Origin of the sequence: Novosphingobium sp. NDB2Meth1 (assembly GCF_900117425.1) — a bacterium.
In the GTDB taxonomy this organism is placed as follows: domain Bacteria; phylum Pseudomonadota; class Alphaproteobacteria; order Sphingomonadales; family Sphingomonadaceae; genus Novosphingobium.
Map to the genome: position 1 here is coordinate 464,116 of NZ_FPEH01000032.1, position 17,563 is coordinate 481,678.

The window sequence follows — 17,563 nt, forward strand, 5'->3', positions numbered from 1 at the left end:
GGCAGGAGGGGCCGCCGCCGGTCATCAAGGGAGAACGGCGGCGGGCGTGGATTGTTAAGCGATGAGGGGCCGCCGCCTCCCGATCACAGCGGATTGCCGTCCTTGTCGCGGTAAATGTCGCGGCGGCCGACATGGTTGGCAGGGCCGACAAAACCGTCCGCTTCCATGCGTTCGATCCACTTGGAGGCGGTGTTGTAGCCCACCCCCATCTGGCGCTGGACCCAGCTGGCAGAAGCCTTCTGGCTTTCGAACACGAGCTGGCAGACCTGGCGGTACTTGCGCTCTTCCGGATTGTCCGAGGCGGTCGCATCGAGGTCGTCGAAACCGAAGCCGCCGTCCTCCGGCTCTTCAGTGACCGAATCGACGTAGTCCGGGCTGCCCTGCCCGCGCCAATGATCGGCGACGCGCTCGACTTCCTCGTCGCTGACGAACGGCCCGTGGACGCGGGCGATGGCACCGGTGCTGGGCTTGTACAGCATGTCGCCCTTGCCGAGCAGCTGTTCGGCGCCCTGTTCACCAAGGATCGTGCGGCTGTCGATGCGGCTGGTGACCGCGAAGCTGATGCGGGTGGGCAGGTTGGCCTTGATCACCCCGGTGATGACATCGACCGAGGGGCGCTGTGTGGCCATGATGAGGTGGATGCCCGCCGCGCGGCTCTTCTGCGAGAGGCGCTGGATGAGGACTTCGATTTCCTTGCCGACGGTGACCATCAGGTCGGCGAGTTCGTCGACGATCACCACGATCTGCGGCAGCACCTGGTAATCGAGCTGCTGTTCCTCGAACAGTTCCTCGCCGGTATCGGGATCGAAGCCGACCTGGATGCGGCGGCCGAGCGGCTTGCCCTTGCTGGCGGCGGCGCGGACCTTCTCGTTGAAGCCGGAAATGTTGCGCACGCCGACCGAGGACATCATGCGGTAGCGCCGCTCCATCTCCTCGACCGCCCATTTCAAGGCGCGCACAGCCTTGGCCGGCTCGGTCACCACGGGTGAGAGGAGGTGCGGGATATCATCGTAGGACTTGAGCTCGAGCACCTTGGGATCGACGAGGATCAGGCGGCACTGCTGCGGGGTGAGCCGGTAGAGCAGCGAGAGCAGGATACAGTTGAGCCCGACCGACTTGCCCGAGCCGGTGGTGCCCGCAACCAGCAAGTGCGGCATGGTGGCAAGGTCTGCCACGATGGGTTCGCCGGCGATGTCCTTGCCGAGGATGATCGGCAGCATGCCCTTCGAGTTGACGAACCTGTCGCAGGAGACGAGCTCGCGGAACGAGACCATGTCGCGTACCGCGTTGGGCAATTCGATGCCCATGACGGTGCGGCCGGGGATCGAGGAGACGCGGGCCGAGATCGCGCTCATGTTGCGGGCGATATCATCCGAAAGCCCGATCACGCGGCTGGCCTTGATGCCTGGGGCGGGCTCAAGCTCGTACATCGTGACGACCGGTCCGGTGCGCACCGCGGTAATCTCGCCCTTCACGTTGAAATCGTCGAGCACGTTCTCGAGCAGGCGCGCGTTGCGTTCGAGCGCGAGCTTGTCGATCTTCGGCCCCGAGGCGACCGGCAGCGGCTCGAGGATATCGAGGCCGGGGAGCGCGAACTGCGACTGGTCGAACAGATCGCCCTGCCGCGCCTTGCCGGAGACCTGCGCGGGTGCGGGCGGCCGCGAGGGGTCGGTGATCTCGGTAGGGCGGCGCGGCTTGGAAGTCGCATCGGCAGCCGTAACCGCCACCTCTTCTGCTGGCTCGCTGCGGGGCTTGGACGGGCGCTTTGGCAGCAGCGCGGCGACACCGGCGGCGGCTTCGGCCACCGGGAGATCGCCGCGGCGCAGGAAGGCCGGGATGCGCGGCAGGCGGTGCCAATCGAACACGAAGACCTTTGCGGTGACGATGAGACCGCCAATCGCAGAGACAAAGGCCGCGATGCCCACAATCCACGGTTCGGCAGGCGGGGCCAGATGCGCAAGACCGCGTACAAGCGCCGCGCCGAGCAGTCCGCCAAGGCCGCCCGCTCCAGCGGGAAGCGTCCCGCCCGGGCCGGTGAACACCAGCGCAAGCGCGGTGCCGACAAGCACCATGGCGAGCGCGAGCAGCAGGGCGAGGCGCCACCACGCGGGCAGCGGCGCGAAGCCTTCGTCCTCCTCGTCGATGTCGATCAGATCGCCGGCGGCGTCCCACAGCCGCCGCGCGAAGACATAGAGCAGTGGCAGGAGCAGCACGCCGGGGAGACCGAAGAACAGCAGCACGCGTTCGGCGGCCCAGGCTCCGGGCAGGCCCATCCAGTTTTCGACCGGGCTGCCCGATGCGGTGCTGCCCGAAGGATCGGTCTGGGTATAGGTCGCGAGCGCGAGGCCGAGCGCGATCATCGCGGCAAAGAGCAGTGCGGCGCCGATCAGCTCGGCGCTGCGGCGAAAGCTGCGCTTCAGGATCGCGCGCCAATCCGCGCCCTTTGCGGCACGCCCTCCAGTGGGCGAAACGAGTGCGCGAGATGCCATGGTACCTGTCCCTTTCTTCCGCCATCATGCCCCCCGATGGGGGATGGCGTCAAGAACGCATGGAGCACAAAACCCAAGGAATCCCGGCGAGTCGCGGGTTTCTGCGGGTTCTACGCAAGGCCGTCGATCGCCGCCCATCCCCAGACCGGCAGACGTGCGGCGCGGCGCTTCGTCATGCCGCCGAGCGCAATCACGGGCAGCGGCGAGCGGCGCGCGAGGCGGAGGAAGCGGACAGAGCCGAGGACCGGCGCACCGGGGTGCGAACGGGTCGGGAAGACAGGCGAGAGCAGGATGGCATCCGCCCGGCAGCGGACGGCGGCGCCGATCTCCGCCAGCGAGTGCGCGGTGGCGAGGCGCAGGCCCGTGGTGCGGCCGAGGCTTTGCGGCGCGCCATAGCGGCCATCCGCTCGCCAACCGCGTGCCTCGCCGGCGATGATGATCAGCAGACCCCGTCGTTTGCAGAGGCGGCGAAGAGTCTCGAAGCGAACGCGGCGCTGGACTGGCGGCAGATGGTAGTGTCGGAACACCAGCGCACTGCCGTTCGGCAGGCGGGAAATCGCGGATTCGAGGCAGTGATCGTTGCGCGCGTCGGTGAGGAGGAGGGTCCGAGGGACAGGATGACACCGGCGCATGCCCGGCCTATAGCACCGCTCCATGACCGATCCAGAGGCCGCGTTGGCCACCCTGAGCCCGCTCGCCGCCGTGCGCGAGCGCATCGCCGGCACCGCCGCCATTGCCCGCCGCAAGGCCGAGGACATCACGCTGGTCGCCGTCTCGAAGACGCATCCGGCGGAGGCTATCCTGTCGCTGATCCATGATGGCCAGCGCGTGTTCGGCGAGAACCGCGTTCAGGAAGCGGACGCGAAATGGCCAGCGCTGCAGGACGCATATCCCGATATTCGACTGCACCTCGTCGGCCAGCTGCAATCGAACAAGGCCGAGGACGCGGTGCGGCGCTTCGACTGTATCCATTCGCTCGACCGGCCCTCGCTGCTGACAGCACTCGCCCGCGCAATGGACAAGGCGGGCCGCCGGGTGCCGCTATTCGTGCAAGTGAACATCGGCGATGAAGATCAGAAGGGTGGCTGCGCGGTGGCGGACCTGCCGGCACTGCTCACCGAGGCGCGCGCGGCGGAACTGCCGGTCATCGGCCTGATGTGCGTGCCGCCCGCCGGGATCGAGGCCGCGCCGTTCTTCGCGCTGATGGCCAAGCTGGCGGACGATCACGGCCTGCCCTCACGCTCGATGGGTATGAGCGATGATTTCGAGACCGCGGTGATGCTGGGCGCGACGCATGTGCGCGTCGGCTCGGCGCTGTTCGGCGCGCGCGGCTGAGGGAAAGTCAGCCGCCGTGTTTGGCGAGTTCGTCGCCGCTCAGCGTCACCATGTGGAGCAGGTTGGTCGAACCCGGTGTGCCGAAGGGGACACCCGCCAGCGTGATCAGGCGCGAGCCCGCGGTGCCGAACGCGTGGCGCAGCGCCATGCGCTTGCCCTTGGCGATCATTTCCTCGAAGCTGCCGATATCCTTGGTGGCAACGGCATGCGCGCCCCAGAGGAGGCCGAGCTTGCGCGCGGTCATCGTCGAGGGCGTGAGCACCAGCATCGGCACGCCCGGCCGTTCGCGCGCAACGCGGCGGGCAGTCGAGCCAGAGCCGGTGAACACGATGATGCCCGCGATCGGGAGCGCCTTGGCGATACTCGCGCAAGCCTCGGCCAGCGCATCGGCAGTAGTCGGATCGGGGCGGGTCTCGATAAAATGGACGCGCGCGGCATAGCCGGGATCGTTCTCGACCTCGCTGGCGATGCGGTCCATGATCGTGACGGCCTCTTCCGGCCAGGCGCCCGCAGCGGTCTCGGCGGAAAGCATGACCGCATCGGCACCGTCATAGACGGCGTTGGCGACGTCGGAGACTTCGGCGCGGGTCGGCGTCGGGCTCTCGATCATCGATTCGAGCATTTGCGTCGCGACCACGACCGGCTTGCCCTCGCGCCGCGCCTTCTCGACGATGCGCTTCTGCAGCGGCGGAACCTGCTCGGGGTTCAACTCGACACCGAGATCGCCGCGCGCGACCATCAGGCCGTCCGCGAGTTCGAGAATTTCGTCGAGCCGCGAGATGGCAGCGGGCTTCTCGATCTTGGCCATCAGCGCGCCATAACCGCCCATCAGGCGGCGGGCTTCGGCAACGTCCTCGGGGCGCTGGACGAACGAAAGCGCGATCCAGTCCGCACCGTGGGTGACCGCGAAGGCGAGGTCGCGGCGGTCCTTGTCGGTCATGGCCGGGACCGGGATCACCGCATCGGGCACGTTGACGCCCTTGCGGTCCGAGATAACGCCGCCAACTTCAGCCGAGCAGAGGATTTCGTTGTCGTCCGCGCGGATCACCCGCAGGCGCAACTTGCCATCATCGATCAGCAGGCGCTGGCCCGGCTTCAGGATCCCGAACAGCTCGGGATGCGGCAGCTGGACGCGCGTCTCGTCACCCGGCTCCGGATTGCGATCGAGCGTGAAGTGGCCTGAATGGCGGATCACCGCGCGGCCATCCTTAAATTTGCCGACGCGCAGCTTGGGGCCCTGCAGATCGCAAAGGATCGTGATCGGGCGGTTGACCTTGCGCTCCAGCGCGCGAATCGCGGCGATCGTCTCGGCATGGACGGCGTGTTCGCCGTGGCTCATGTTGACCCGGAAGGCATCGGCACCGGCGCGGAAGAGCTTCTCGAGCATTTCCGGAGACCGGCTGGCAGGTCCGACGGTGGCAAGGATCTTCACCTTGCGGCCACGGGGATCCAGTTTTGCCACGTCCATCACCTCGAATTGAATGCGCTGGCCCTATGGCCTAACTACCTTGAAAACCCAAGGACGAACCCAATGGATACGAATGCAGAAACCTCATCGCCCGATGCTCTGGATGCACTGCCGGACGCCGTGGCCGCAGCCGCGTTCCGCCGCCTTGTCAGGCACTTGCGCCACCGTCATGACGCGCAGAACATCGATCTTATGGGCCTTGCGGGCTTCTGCCGCAACTGCCTCGCGGATTGGATCAACGATGCCGGCGCGGGACTGGACAAGGCTGGTGCACGCGAAGTGATCCACGGCCTGCCTGCCGACGAATGGAAGACGCGCTACCAGACGGAAGCGACCGCCGAGCAGCTTGCGCGCATGGCCGAGAGCATGAAGCGCAACGCGCCGGTGAAGCCGGAGTGATTTCCGTCGTCCTGATTGACGCATTTTTCGTCTTGGCGGCTGCGGTGGGGACAGCGCGCCTCATAAGATCGGCTCGGACCAGCGTAGTCACATGGCGAGGTGCGCAGTTCTCTCGTTCGGCGAACCCGGCAGCATTTTGGCCAGTTACCATCTTCAATGCCGCGCTGGTCGTTGGTGCCATCTACGGCATTTCTGCTGGCGCGGGTTTGTAAACTACACAATCGCCAAAGAAAAAGGGCGCCGGGATGGCCCGGCGCCCTTTTCTGTTTCCGGATGCCCGAAACTCTTAGCGCTTCGAGAACTGGAAGCTCTTGCGGGCCTTGGCCTTGCCGTACTTCTTGCGTTCGACAACGCGCGGGTCGCGAGTGAGGAACCCGGCGGCCTTGACGGCGCCGCGCAGCGCGGGCTCGAACTTCGAAAGCGCCTGCGAGATGCCGTGCTTGACCGCACCGGCCTGACCCGAGAGACCGCCGCCCTTGACAGTGGCGACGACGTCGTACTGACCCGAGCGGTCAGCGACTTCGAACGGCTGGTTGATGACGAGGCGCAGCGTCGGGCGCGCGAAATAGACTTCCTGATCGCGGCCGTTGACGGTGATCTTGCCCGAGCCGGGCTTGATCCACACGCGGGCGACGGCATCCTTGCGGCGGCCGGTCGCGTAGGAACGACCCTGCGCGTCGACTTCACGCTCGCGCAGCGGCGCGGCGGGAGCCGAGGGAGCGCGGGGCGCTTCGGTCGTCGCGGCAGGAGCAGCGGCGGCGGCAGCCGAGGTCAGATCCTTGAGATCCGCGAGGCTGGAGACGGTATCGGTGTCGGACATGGCTTACGCACCCACCTTGTTCTTGCGGTTCATCGACGCGACGTCGAGCGGCTGGGGCTGGGTCCCGGCATGGGGATGTTCAGCGCCGGCATAGAGATGCAGCGCGCGCATCTGCGCACGGCCGAGCGGGCCGCGCGGGATCATGCGCTCGACGGCCTTCTCCAGCACACGCTCGGGGAAGCGACCACCGAGGACCTTGTCCGCGGTGACTTCCTTGATGCCGCCGGCATAACCGGTGTGCTTGTAGTAGATCTTGTCCTTGAGCTTGTTGCCCGTCAGCTTCACCTTGTCGGCGTTGATGACGACGACATGATCGCCGCAATCGACGTGCGGGGTGTAGCTCGGCTTGTGCTTGCCGCGCAGGTGATTCGCGATAACCACCGCGAGACGGCCGACAACGAGGCCATCGGCATCAATGAGATGCCACTTCTTTTCCACCTCGGCCGGCTTGATCGACCGGGTGACTTTCGTGAGCGCCTTCATGGCTGAAACCCATCCTGGAAATGTGGTATGCCATGCAGGCACCGAAGTGCGCCCCACGGCGAGGAAGCGCGCCTTTGTTGCAAGTGGGCCAAAGAGTCAAGCAAACGGCGGGTTTCGAGAGAGGTAAAATAATACCGCCATCCTGTTTGACGTTTCAGTGAGGCTGAAACGTGGGCGGATCAACATCAACCCTGCTGGCCGAGCCGGTGCGCGCCCCATGCTGTGCAGGCCACGAGGAGCGCGCCGGTAAGCTGGTGGAGCACGGCAATCCAGATCGTCACGCCACTCATCACCGTGGCGATGCCGAGCACGATCTGCGTGCCGAAAGCGCTGTGGATCGCGACCGATGCCGGGCGCGCGCCGGAGTGGCGGAGCTTGCGGCCCATGACGACGAGGACGGCGACCACAGCCCAGGCCCACCAACGGTGGATGAAGTGGACGAGATAGGGATCGGAGAAGAAGGCATGGGCCGCGCCCAGCGACCACTCGATCCCGGCCGGGAAGAAGGCGCCCTGCATCAGCGGCCAGACATTCCAGTCGAGCCAGCCGCCCCCCGCGACGGTCCCTGCCCGCATGCCCGCAAGCAATGCGCCGTAGAACAACTGGATCAGGAGCATGCCGAGCGCGAGCGCGGCAAAGCCGGTGAGCTTCGCGCGGGGTTCACCGCGGGCCAGCGCGTGCAGATCGAGCATGGTCCAGACCACGCCCGCCAGCGTGGTGAGCGCCACCAGCAGATGCGCGGCGAGGCGAAAGTGGCTTACTTTTACGTCGTGAACGATGCCGGACTTCACCATCCACCAGCCGACCGCCCCTTGCAGCGCGCCCAAGGCCAGCAGCGCGAGCAAGCGCGGCTTGTAGCCGTTCGGGATTGCCCCACGCAGCCAGAACCACAGGAGCGGCAGCGCGAAGGCCATGCCGATGGCGCGGGCCAGCAGGCGGTGCACCCATTCCCAGAAGAAGATGAACTTGTAGGTGGCGAGGGTCATACCAGCCGGGCCGTTGACCAGCACATACTGCGGCGTCTGCTGGTACTTGGCGAACTCGGCCTGCCAGTCCGCCTCGGTCAGCGGCGGAAGCGCGCCCGAGACGGGCTTCCATTCGGTGATCGAGACGCCCGATTCGGTGAGCCGCGTGATCCCGCCGACAACCACGATGGCGATGATCATCAGCGCGACGACGAGGAGCCAGCGCGCAAGCGCGAGGGGGGCGGGAGCGGCGGTGCGGTTACGGGCCGGGGCCATGGCTACTGCATCCATGGCCGCGCCTCTGCGCGCCAAGGCGCTGAAACGCAAGCGCCAATGGGGGCAGGATCGCCCGTAGGAATAAGGGAATCGCCAGAGCGCCGGATGAGCATTGCGTTATGTGATACTATTACATATAGCCGCCGTCATGAACGAAAGCCCCGACTCCTCCGCCGATATCGTGCGCGGCCGGTTTGACCGGCTGGGCGTGCTGATCAGCGGGCTGTGCATGGTGCACTGCGTCGCGGGGCTGTTCCTGATCGGCGTGCTGGGCCTCGGCGGCGGCGTGCTGCTCAATCCGGCGATTCACCGGTTCGGGCTGGTTGCGGCGTTCCTTGTCGGCATGGTCACCATCGGCGCGGGTGCGTTGAAGCATGGGCACCGCCTGCCGCTGGCGCTCGGCACCACCGGCCTCGCGCTGATGGCCGCCGCCATCGTCAGCGACCACGGCACCGGCGAAGCGCTGCTCACGATCTGCGGCGTGGTGCTTGTGGCCTCTGCCCATATTGTCAACCTGCGTCGGAGCGGCTGCTGACCGCTTGCATGGGGCGTAAGCGGCGCTAAAGCCCGGCGCATGTCGACCGAACTTTCCCTCACTCTCAATGGCGAACCGCGCCGCGCCGCGCCCGGTTCGATTGCCGATCTCGTCCGCAGCCTCGAGCTCGATCCCGCCAAGGTGGCCGTGGAGCGCAATGGCGAGATCGTCCCGCGCTCGACGCTAGCGGCTGTCGCCATTGCGGAGGGCGACGTGCTGGAGATCGTGCATTTCGTCGGCGGCGGGCAGGAAGACGATACCTGGTCGGTGGCAGGCCGGACCTTCCGTTCGCGCCTGATCGTCGGGACCGGCAAATACAAGGACTTCGCGCAGAACGCGGCGGCGGTCGAAGCCTCGGGCGCGGAGATCGTCACAGTCGCGGTGCGCCGGGTCAACGTCAGCGACCCCAAGGCGCCGATGCTGACGGACTACATCGACCCCAAGAAGATCACCTACCTCCCCAACACTGCCGGCTGCTTCACCGCCGAGGACGCGATCCGCACGCTACGGCTGGCGCGCGAGGCGGGCGGCTGGGATCTGGTGAAGCTTGAAGTGCTGGGCGAGGCGCGCACGCTCTATCCCAACATGGTCGAGACGATCCGCGCGACCGAAGTGCTGGCCAAGGAAGGCTTCCTGCCGATGGTCTACTGCGTGGACGATCCCATCGCGGCGAAACAGCTGGAAGATGCGGGCGCGGTCGCGGTTATGCCGCTGGGCGCGCCGATTGGCTCAGGCCTTGGCATCCAGAACCGCGTGACGATCCGCCTGATCGTGGAAGGCGCGAAAGTGCCAGTGCTGGTCGATGCGGGCGTGGGCACCGCGAGCGACGCCGCGGTCGCACTGGAACTGGGCTGCGACGGCGTGCTGATGAACACCGCCATCGCCGAAGCGAAAGACCCGATCCGCATGGCCCGCGCGATGCGGGCAGCGGTCGAGGCGGGGCGCGACGCCTATTTGGCGGGGCGGATGGGGACGCGGAAGTATGCCGATCCGAGCAGTCCGCTGGCGGGGCTGATTTGATCCAGTTCCTTCCGTCCGGAATCGCCCAGTTGCGGACATCACGGCTTACCATCGCCACCAAAAACCCACCGTCACCCCGTGCTTGACACGGGGTTTGGCTGTTCTTTTAACGCCCGGCCTGAAAGGAAAAGCCAAGGCCCGTGTCAAGCACGGGCCGACGGGCAGTGTGCTGGTGGAATTGTCCGCTTCCCACCAAGTCCAGCCGCGCCAGTTGAGGCCATCCGCCCCCTTCGCTGACCTTCCATGGCGCCCAGATCCGAACCGCGCGAGCTTGGGAGAACCCCGGCAAGGTGTGATCTCATTCCGGCCAGTGGTCAGCTACCCAATTCCGCGAGGTGTGGATCACGCGAAGGATGGTCAGGTCCGTTTCGTCGGCCCCCAGTGCATAGGCAATCACATAGGGCAACCGGGCGACGGACTTCTCGTAAGTCCCCGCAACCCGGCCCGGATGGCCTGTAGCAAAATCGGCGAGGGCGTTTCCGGTTTGCTGAATCGCTGCAAGCACGCGTTCGGCAGCGCCGGGATCATCGGCGGCGATGTGGCGCACAATTGCCAGAAAGTCGTCCTTGGCGCTGTTTGCCCAAACGACGCGCCGCACCGTTAGTCCGTCTTTGCCTGCTGCGCTGCGGCAATGATCTGGCGGGCTTCCGCCATTGCTTCATCGTGCGGTATGACGCGGCCCGCATGCATATCAGCCAGTCCTTGCTGGATGCCCTCGATGATCCGCAGTTCGCGGTTCACATAGGCTTCGACAGCCTCCACCACGACGAACGAGCTGGACCGGCGGGTGCTTCGCGCCAGCCGACCCAGCTTTTCCTTGAGATCAGGGGTCACCCGGATCGTCATTGTCGTGCTGGCATTCATGGCGTGCGCTCCTGCATGGCGCGCACAATGTAACACAACGTGCGACGTCTTCAATCCAGACCTGCAATCATCCCGCAATCCCCGCCGCCGCCAGCACCGCCAGCGTCAGGATATCCGGCGCGATCGAGGTCATTGCCGCGATCTGGACGGGCTTTTCCATGCCGATCAGCATCGGGCCGATCACCGCGTTGCCAGCAAGTTCGCGCAGCAGCTTGGCGGAGATGTTGGCCGATTGCAGGCCGGGCATGATCAGCACATTGGCCGGACCCGAAAGGCGGCTGAACGGATAGCTCGCCATGACCTTGGGATTGAGCGCGGCGTCAGGTGCCATTTCGCCTTCATATTCGAAATTGGGCTTCTGCTCGTCGAGGATCGCCACCGCACCGCGGATATCGTCAAGCCAGCGCCCGCTCGGGTTGCCGAAGGTCGAGTAGGACAGGAACGCGACGCGCGGTTCGTGCCCCATGCGGCGGGCGACGGCGGCGGTTTCGGTCGCGATATGGGCGAGTTCCGCCGCGTTCGGGCGCTCGTTCACGGTCGTATCGGCGAGGAACACGGTGTAGTTCTTCGCGATCATCATGTGGATGCCGAAGGGCAGGCTGCCGGGCTTGGGATCGAGGACCTGGCGCACTTCCTTGATGGTCTGCGCGAAGGTGCGGGTCATGCCCGAAATCATCGCATCGCCATGGCCGAGCGCGACGAGCAGCGAGGCAAACACGTTGCGGTCCTGGTTGACCATGCGCCGTACGTCGCGCTCCATGAAGCCGCGCCGCTGCAGCCGCTCGTACAGGTAGGTCACCATTTCCGGCACGAGCGGGGAGACCGCCGAGTTGTGGATCTCGAAGCTGTCCGGATCGCCGACGCCGAGTTCGGTCAGCAGGTTGTGGACAGCCTGCGTGCGGCCGACCAGAACCGGGGTGCCATAGCCGAAATCGCGGTACTGGATCGCTGCACGCAGCACGACTTCGTTCTCCGCCTCGGCAAAGACGACGCGCCGGGGGTTCTCCTTGACCTGCTCGTAGACGCTGGTGAGCGCGCCGGTGGTGGGATTGAGCCGGGCCTTGAGCTGGGTGCGATAGGCGTTGAAATCCTCGATCGGCTTCTGCGCCACCCCCGAATCCATCGCCGCCTTGGCGACGGCCGAAGAGACGACTTCCATCAGGCGCGGATCGAACGGCGCGGGGATGATGTAATCGAGCCCGAACGTATGCTTCTGGCCATAGGCGGCGGCCACTTCCTCGGGCACCGACTCGCGGGCCAGTTCGGCGATGGCCCGCGCGGCAGCAATCTTCATTTCCTCGTTGATCGTGGTGGCCTGCACATCCAGCGCACCGCGGAAGATGAAGGGGAAGCCGAGCACGTTGTTGACCTGGTTCGGATAGTCCGAACGGCCGGTGGCGACGATGCAATCAGGCCGCGCCGCGCGGGCCTCGGGCGGGGTGATCTCGGGATCGGGATTGGCCATCGCGAAGATGATCGGCTGCGGCGCCATCTTCTTGACCATCTCTTGCGTGACCGCGCCTTGCACGGAAAGACCGAGGAAGATGTCGGCGCCTTCCATCGCTTCTTCCAGCGTGCGGTGCGGGGTATCGATGGCGTGGGCGGACTTGAATTGGTCGACACCGGCACGGCCGACGTAGATCACGCCCTTGCTGTCGCACATCGTGACATTTGTGTGCCGCACGCCCATCGCCTTGATCAGCTCGGTGCAGGCAATCGCCGCAGCGCCCGCGCCGTTCACGACAACCTTGACGTCGGCCAGATTGCGGCCGGTGAGGAAGCAGGCGTTGAGCAGGCCGGCGGCGGAAATGATCGCGGTGCCGTGCTGGTCATCATGCATCACCGGGATCTTGAGGCGCTCCTTCAGCGCCTGCTCGATGATGAAGCACTCGGGCGCCTTGATGTCCTCGAGATTGATGCCGCCGAAGCTCGGCTCCATCAGCGCGACCGCATCGATGAACGCCTGCGGGTCTTCGGTGGCGAGTTCGATGTCGATCGAATCGACGTCGGCAAACCGCTTGAACAGCACCGCCTTGCCTTCCATCACCGGCTTCGAGGCCAGCGCGCCGAGATTGCCGAGGCCGAGGATGGCGGTGCCGTTGGAGATGACCGCGACGAGGTTGCCCTTGGCGGTGTAGTCATAGGCGGTGGCAGGGTTTTCCGCGATGGCGCGGACCGGGACGGCGACGCCGGGCGAATAGGCGAGGCTCAGATCGCGCTGCGTTGCCATCGGCTTGGAGGCGATGATCTCGATCTTACCAGGGCGAATTGTGTTGTGATAGAACAGCGCCTCACGTTCGGTGAAGCGGACGTTGCTCTCGTCGGTCATCAAATTCCCCCTTGGCGCGCGCGGCGTTAGTGGCCCCGCAGGAGCCTTATGGCAAAGCCCTTGCCGCGGGTACGCGCCGCGGGCACGGACTGGTTACAGGTCCTTAGAGCGCCAGTTCGGAAAACCCAAGGGCCGGACCGCGAAAAGCAGACTGCGGCCTTCCTGCCAGACGAGCTGGAGCCGCGAATCCGGATGGCGCGGCATGCCGGTATCGATCAGCCAGACGTAATCGACGCGCTCGATCGGCGCATACTTGAGTGCTGTATCGACACTGCGCAGGCGGCCTCCCCGGCAGGCGCGCGACCACACGAATTCGGACGGGTCAGCGGTGAAATTGCGGCCTGGACGGAAACGCGGGATCACCATGTGAAGGCCCGGCACAGCCCAATTGTCGTTCACCCAGGCTTGCCGGTAGAGGCTGGCAAGGCTGGCAAGATGATCACGCCGCGTGTTGCGCCATGATTCTTCGAGGCAGGAATGCTCGACGAAAGCGAGCACACGGCTGCCTGGCTCGACGTGATGAAGAGCGGAAAGCTGCTTGCGATAGTCGTCGGCATAGTCGGCAAAGCTGGCGGCGGTGACCACCAAGCGCGTGCCGAGCAGCAGCGCGCCGATCACCGCGATCTTGCGCGCGCGGTCGATGGAGACAGCGCTCCAGTCCTGCAGGCCGAGGAGGAGCATGCAGGCGACCGGCAGCAGGCGCACATCGACGAAGTTGCTGCCGTTGATGTCGCTCGGGATGGCGACGAACAGCAGGAACACCAGCAAGCCCGGCAGGCCCAGCTGCCACTTCCACCGCGCGCCGAGCAACCAGCCGAACAGGATCAGTGCGAAGCAGGCGATGGTCGTCGCGCCATCAAGCAGCAGCGACTGATCGCGCAGCGTGAGCACGAAGTACCAGGCCTTCTGGTCCCACCGCCAGCGGTTCATGCTGCGCGCAGGATCGGGCGACAGGAACTTCCAGAGTATTATCGTCACCACGGTGGCCACAAGCGGCCAGCACAGGATGAACAGCCGCTTGGCAATCGCGCGCCAGTCCTGCTCATCGCGCAGGCGCCGCCATTCGGATGGGCGCCACCAGCCGGCGGGCAGGCGGTCGATCTCCCGCCCCAGGGCATTGGCGCCGACCAGCAGGCCCAGCAGCAGGCCGCCGATGGCATGGCAGAGCATGGCGACCGGCTGTGCGACAACCAGCAAGGCCGCGCGCTGCTTGGGCTTGTCTTCGAGCCAGACGGCAGCAGCGAAGGCCATAAGAGACAGGCCGGTGGCGAGGATATAGTTGAGGAAGCCCGTCAACAGCGGAAAGCTGAACACGAACATCAAGGCCCATGGCGCGCCGTGGCCACCCTTGGGATTGAGCACGCGGATCGTGGCGAGGCAGCCGCCGGCGAAGAGGCCGGTCGCCAGCACCGTGCTCCACCATCCGGCCGCGAGGATGCCGAACTGCGCGCCGATGAGCTTTGCCAGCACGTCGCCGCCGATATTGAGCGTGAAGACCCACTTCCACGAGAAGTACTTGAGCAGCGGATTGCCCGGGCGCGCGGCCTCGATCGCGGCAGCGCCCATGTGGCCGGGCACGTCGATCAGCGGCGGCACTTCGACCAGCGCGAAGGGCAGGCAGACCAGCAGCACGATGACGGTGATGCCCGGCAGGCTGAGCCATGGCAGCGCGAGCGTGCGTTCCCACAGGCCGCGCAGGCTCATCGCAAAGGTCTTCTCGCGGACTTGCATCAACCCCAGTTCACTTTCGCATCGGCGTCAGCCGGGATGGCCCCTCTGACCATCTCCAAGACCCCTGAAGGCACCCGCCCCCCAAGACCCTTCGCAGCATCCGCCCAGCCTATGCCCGGACCATTTACGACTTGAAGTGTCGATATCCGGTGTCGATCGTTTGAGAAACCCGCGGCGCTCGTCTAGCCACAACCGCTGTGAACTCCCATGCCCCAACTCCGATGATGGCGCAATATCTGGCGCTGAAGGCACAGGCTGAAGGCTGCCTGCTGTTCTACCGCATGGGCGATTTCTTCGAACTGTTTTTCGAGGACGCCAAGATCGCCGCCAGCGTGCTCGATATCGCGCTCACCAGCCGGGGCGAACATGGCGGCGCGCCGATCCCGATGTGCGGCGTGCCCGTCCATTCGGCCGAGAGCTATCTTGCCCGCCTGATCCGCGCCGGATGCCGCGTCGCCATTGCCGAGCAGACCGAAACGCCCGAGGAAGCGCGCAAACGTGCGGGTTCCAAGGCACTGGTCGCGCGAGACATCGTCCGCTTCGTAACGGCAGGAACGCTCACCGAAGACGCCCTGCTCGAACCGCGCCGGGCCAATGTGCTGGCGGCGGTGTGCAAGGTGCGGGATGTGGCGGGGATCGCCGCCTGCGATATCTCGACCGGGCGGATGGAGCTTGAGGAATGCCCGCCCGAGCTGCTGCCCGCCGCGCTTGCCCGGCTTGGCGCAACCGAGCTCGTAATGGCCGAGGAATGCGGCTTCGATCTGCCCGAGGCAGCCGAGCGCCCTGCCCGCGCGTTCGATTCGCAGCGCGGGGCGGACCGGTTGATGGCGCTGCATGGCGTCGCGACACTCGACGGGTTCGGCACGTTCAGCCGGGCGATGCTGGCGGCGGCGGCGGGGCTGATCGACTATCTCGAGCATGTCGGGCGCGGCAGCCTGCCGCTGCTGCTGCCGCCGGTGGTGCGCGAGGCGCGCGCCTTCATGGCGATGGACGAGGCGACGCGGGCCAGCCTTGAAATCCTCTCGGCCAGCGGTGGCGGGCGCAAGGGCAGCCTGATCGAGGCCATCGACCGCTGCGTCACCAGCGCGGGCGCGCGGCTGCTGGCGGAGGACCTGGCGGCACCGCTCACCGATCTCGCCGCGATTCGCGCGCGGCTGGAGCTGGTGAGCTGGCTGCACGATGATCCGCTGCTGCGCGGCGATCTGCGCAGTGTGTTGCGAGCGGCGCCGGATGTCGGCCGTGCTCTGGGGCGCATCGTGGCAGGGCGGGGAAGCCCGCGCGATCTTGGCCAGCTGCGCGATGGACTTGGCGAAGCGCAGCGCCTGCAGGCCTTGCTTGCAGCGCGGAGCGACCGTCCGGCGCTGGCCAATGCGCTGCTTCCTGCTTTAGGCGGTCACGGCGCGCTGATCGACCTGTTCAGCCGCGCGCTTGTCCCAGCGCCGCCGACCGAGCGCACCAACGGCGGGTTCATTGCAGCAGGCTATGATGCTGCACTCGACGCCTTGCGCGATGCGGCAGGCAATTCCCGCCGAGCGATTGCGGCGCTGGAGGCACGCTACCGCGACGAGACGGGAACGCCCTCGCTAAAGATCCGGCATAACGGGGTACTGGGATACTTCATCGAAGTCCCCGCGCGCCATGCCGATCGGTTGATGCAGCCCGACAGCGGGTTCACGCATCGCCAAACCATGGCGGGCGCGGTGCGCTTCAATGCGCTGGCGCTGCACGAGGAAGCGAGCCGTATCGCCGAAGCGGGCGGACACGCCCTCGCGGCGGAGGAAGCGCATTTCGAGGACCTGACCGCCCGCGCGATTGCGGCGCGCGAAGCGATTGCGACAACGGCGGCGGCGCTCGCCCGGATCGACGTGGCAGCCGGGCAGGCTGAGCGCGCGGCGGAAGGGGCCTGGTGCCTGCCGCACCTCTCCGAGGATACTATGCTCACCATTCACGGCGGGCGGCATCCGGTGGTCGAGGCCGCGCTCGCGGCGCGCGGCGAGCGGTTTGTTGCCAACGACTGCCAGCTGACCGCGCGCGACCGGCTATGGCTGATCGGCGGCCCCAACATGGGCGGCAAGTCCACCTTCCTGCGGCAAAATGCGCTGATCGTGATCCTGGCGCAGGCGGGCGGGTTCGTGCCCGCCGAGGCCGCCGAGATCGGCATCGTCGACCGCCTGTTCAGCCGCGTCGGCGCAGCGGACAATCTGGCGCGTGGGCGCTCCACCTTCATGGTCGAGATGGTCGAGACCGCTGCCATCCTTGCGCAGGCGGGAGAGCGCAGTTTCGTCATCCTCGACGAAGTGGGGCGCGGCACCTCGACCTACGATGGACTCGCTCTCGCTTGGGCGGTGGCCGAGGCCGTACACGAAGTGAATCGCTCGCGCTGCCTGTTCGCCACGCATTACCACGAGCTCGCACGGCTGGCGGAGACCTGCGACGCACTCTCGCTCCACCATGTGCGGGCGCGGGAATGGAAGGGCGATCTGGTGTTGCTGCACGAACTGGCGGAGGGGCCGGCGGACAAGAGCTATGGCTTGGCCGTGGCGCGGCTGGCGGGCGTTCCCGCACCGGTGGTCAAGCGCGCCAAGTCGGTGCTCGACCGGCTGGAGAAGGGCCGCGCCGCGACGGGTGGGCTGGCGGCGGGGCTCGATGACCTGCCGCTGTTCGCGGCCGCGATCGAAGCGGCTGAGGAGAAAGTCGATGCACTGCGCGAGAAGCTCTCCTCGATCGACATCGATTCGCTGAGCCCCCGCGCGGCGCTCGATCTCCTCTATGATCTGAAGCGCGAGCTCTAATCTTGATGCAATCCTCACAACATCCGTTCGTGTCGAGCGAAGTCGAGACACCAAGCG

Annotated in this window: 15 protein-coding genes; 5 read left to right on the top strand and 10 right to left on the bottom strand. The window is 66.3% G+C overall.

Annotated features, from left to right (window positions below; genetic code table 11):
* Window positions 1–83: 83 nt before the first annotated feature.
* Both NDB2M1_RS20390 and NDB2M1_RS20395 read right to left on the bottom strand, forming a co-directional pair.
* Window positions 84–2,489 (bottom strand): FtsK/SpoIIIE family DNA translocase, encoded by a 2,406-nt coding sequence (locus tag NDB2M1_RS20390; RefSeq protein ID WP_072384565.1) that lies wholly within the window; start codon window positions 2,487–2,489, stop codon window positions 84–86.
* Between the two features lie 110 nt (window positions 2,490–2,599).
* The gene (locus NDB2M1_RS20395) at window positions 2,600–3,121 is read right to left on the bottom strand and encodes a thiamine phosphate synthase (RefSeq protein WP_054120774.1); all 522 of its coding nucleotides are present in this window, start codon (window positions 3,119–3,121) and stop codon (window positions 2,600–2,602) included.
* Between the two features lie 22 nt (window positions 3,122–3,143).
* On the opposite strand from NDB2M1_RS20395, the gene NDB2M1_RS20400 reads away from it, so the two are divergent.
* Entirely contained in the window at window positions 3,144–3,824 is a 681-nt protein-coding gene (locus NDB2M1_RS20400; RefSeq protein ID WP_072384566.1) for a YggS family pyridoxal phosphate-dependent enzyme, read from the top strand.
* 7 nt (window positions 3,825–3,831) lie between these two features.
* Here NDB2M1_RS20400 and pyk read toward each other — a convergent pair whose 3' ends face one another.
* Window positions 3,832–5,292 (bottom strand): pyruvate kinase, encoded by a 1,461-nt coding sequence (gene pyk / locus NDB2M1_RS20405; RefSeq protein ID WP_072384567.1) that lies wholly within the window; start codon window positions 5,290–5,292, stop codon window positions 3,832–3,834.
* Between the two features lie 63 nt (window positions 5,293–5,355).
* Between pyk and NDB2M1_RS20410 the strand changes: the two genes are divergently transcribed.
* Window positions 5,356–5,691, top strand: coding sequence for a DUF1244 domain-containing protein (locus tag NDB2M1_RS20410; protein WP_054120771.1), 336 nt, complete (start codon window positions 5,356–5,358; stop codon window positions 5,689–5,691).
* Between the two features lie 286 nt (window positions 5,692–5,977).
* Here the strand turns inward: NDB2M1_RS20410 and rpsI are convergent, their stop codons facing one another.
* From rpsI to NDB2M1_RS20425, 3 genes are all read right to left on the bottom strand, one after another.
* A complete protein-coding gene (gene rpsI, locus NDB2M1_RS20415) occupies window positions 5,978–6,511 on the bottom strand; it encodes a 30S ribosomal protein S9 (protein WP_072384568.1) in 534 nt (177 codons plus the stop codon).
* Between the two features lie 3 nt (window positions 6,512–6,514).
* A complete protein-coding gene (gene rplM, locus NDB2M1_RS20420; RefSeq protein WP_072384569.1) occupies window positions 6,515–6,994 on the bottom strand; it encodes a 50S ribosomal protein L13 in 480 nt (159 codons plus the stop codon).
* Window positions 6,995–7,179: 185 nt separating this feature from the next.
* A complete protein-coding gene (locus NDB2M1_RS20425; protein ID WP_253185973.1) occupies window positions 7,180–8,250 on the bottom strand; it encodes a COX15/CtaA family protein in 1,071 nt (356 codons plus the stop codon).
* Between the two features lie 133 nt (window positions 8,251–8,383).
* Here NDB2M1_RS20425 and NDB2M1_RS20430 point away from each other — a divergent pair, with 133 nt between their 5' ends.
* Entirely contained in the window at window positions 8,384–8,770 is a 387-nt protein-coding gene (locus tag NDB2M1_RS20430; protein WP_054121483.1) for a MerC domain-containing protein, read from the top strand.
* Between the two features lie 39 nt (window positions 8,771–8,809).
* Window positions 8,810–9,790: a sulfur carrier protein ThiS gene (gene thiS / locus NDB2M1_RS20435; RefSeq protein ID WP_072384571.1), complete on the top strand. Its 981-nt coding sequence runs from the start codon at window positions 8,810–8,812 to the stop codon at window positions 9,788–9,790.
* Window positions 9,791–10,088: 298 nt separating this feature from the next.
* Here the strand turns inward: thiS and NDB2M1_RS20440 are convergent, their stop codons facing one another.
* The 4 genes from NDB2M1_RS20440 to NDB2M1_RS20455 all read right to left on the bottom strand — a co-directional run bounded on the left by NDB2M1_RS20440 (window position 10,089) and on the right by NDB2M1_RS20455 (window position 14,714).
* Window positions 10,089–10,388, bottom strand: a complete 300-nt coding sequence (locus NDB2M1_RS20440) for a type II toxin-antitoxin system RelE/ParE family toxin (protein WP_072384572.1) — start codon at window positions 10,386–10,388, stop codon at window positions 10,089–10,091.
* Window positions 10,389–10,390: 2 nt separating this feature from the next.
* Window positions 10,391–10,654: a CopG family ribbon-helix-helix protein gene (locus NDB2M1_RS20445; RefSeq protein ID WP_072384573.1), complete on the bottom strand. Its 264-nt coding sequence runs from the start codon at window positions 10,652–10,654 to the stop codon at window positions 10,391–10,393.
* Window positions 10,655–10,721: 67 nt separating this feature from the next.
* Entirely contained in the window at window positions 10,722–12,983 is a 2,262-nt protein-coding gene (locus NDB2M1_RS20450) for an NADP-dependent malic enzyme (protein WP_072384574.1), read from the bottom strand.
* A 93-nt stretch (window positions 12,984–13,076) separates the two neighbouring features.
* Window positions 13,077–14,714 (bottom strand): hypothetical protein, encoded by a 1,638-nt coding sequence (locus NDB2M1_RS20455; protein WP_072384575.1) that lies wholly within the window; start codon window positions 14,712–14,714, stop codon window positions 13,077–13,079.
* 221 nt (window positions 14,715–14,935) lie between these two features.
* Between NDB2M1_RS20455 and mutS the strand changes: the two genes are divergently transcribed.
* The gene (mutS, locus tag NDB2M1_RS20460) at window positions 14,936–17,506 is read left to right on the top strand and encodes a DNA mismatch repair protein MutS (RefSeq protein ID WP_072384576.1); all 2,571 of its coding nucleotides are present in this window, start codon (window positions 14,936–14,938) and stop codon (window positions 17,504–17,506) included.
* Window positions 17,507–17,563: the final 57 nt, after the last annotated feature.

What these genes read in the sequence shown, in the direction of transcription:
- rplM (WP_072384569.1), bottom strand. Translation starts at nt 6,994, where the DNA reads ATGAAGGCGCTCACGAAAGTCACCCGGTCGATCAAGCCGGCCGAGGTG.
- NDB2M1_RS20425 (WP_253185973.1), bottom strand. Translation starts at nt 8,250, where the DNA reads ATGGATGCAGTAGCCATGGCCCCGGCCCGTAACCGCACCGCCGCTCCC.
- rpsI (WP_072384568.1), bottom strand. Translation starts at nt 6,511, where the DNA reads ATGTCCGACACCGATACCGTCTCCAGCCTCGCGGATCTCAAGGATCTG.
- mutS (WP_072384576.1), top strand. Translation starts at nt 14,936, where the DNA reads ATGATGGCGCAATATCTGGCGCTGAAGGCACAGGCTGAAGGCTGCCTG.
- NDB2M1_RS20410 (WP_054120771.1), top strand. Translation starts at nt 5,356, where the DNA reads ATGGATACGAATGCAGAAACCTCATCGCCCGATGCTCTGGATGCACTG.
- NDB2M1_RS20390 (WP_072384565.1), bottom strand. Translation starts at nt 2,489, where the DNA reads ATGGCATCTCGCGCACTCGTTTCGCCCACTGGAGGGCGTGCCGCAAAG.
- thiS (WP_072384571.1), top strand. Translation starts at nt 8,810, where the DNA reads ATGTCGACCGAACTTTCCCTCACTCTCAATGGCGAACCGCGCCGCGCC.
- pyk (WP_072384567.1), bottom strand. Translation starts at nt 5,292, where the DNA reads ATGGACGTGGCAAAACTGGATCCCCGTGGCCGCAAGGTGAAGATCCTT.
- NDB2M1_RS20400 (WP_072384566.1), top strand. Translation starts at nt 3,144, where the DNA reads ATGACCGATCCAGAGGCCGCGTTGGCCACCCTGAGCCCGCTCGCCGCC.
- NDB2M1_RS20395 (WP_054120774.1), bottom strand. Translation starts at nt 3,121, where the DNA reads ATGCGCCGGTGTCATCCTGTCCCTCGGACCCTCCTCCTCACCGACGCG.
- NDB2M1_RS20450 (WP_072384574.1), bottom strand. Translation starts at nt 12,983, where the DNA reads ATGACCGACGAGAGCAACGTCCGCTTCACCGAACGTGAGGCGCTGTTC.
- NDB2M1_RS20430 (WP_054121483.1), top strand. Translation starts at nt 8,384, where the DNA reads ATGAACGAAAGCCCCGACTCCTCCGCCGATATCGTGCGCGGCCGGTTT.
- NDB2M1_RS20445 (WP_072384573.1), bottom strand. Translation starts at nt 10,654, where the DNA reads ATGAATGCCAGCACGACAATGACGATCCGGGTGACCCCTGATCTCAAG.
- NDB2M1_RS20455 (WP_072384575.1), bottom strand. Translation starts at nt 14,714, where the DNA reads ATGCAAGTCCGCGAGAAGACCTTTGCGATGAGCCTGCGCGGCCTGTGG.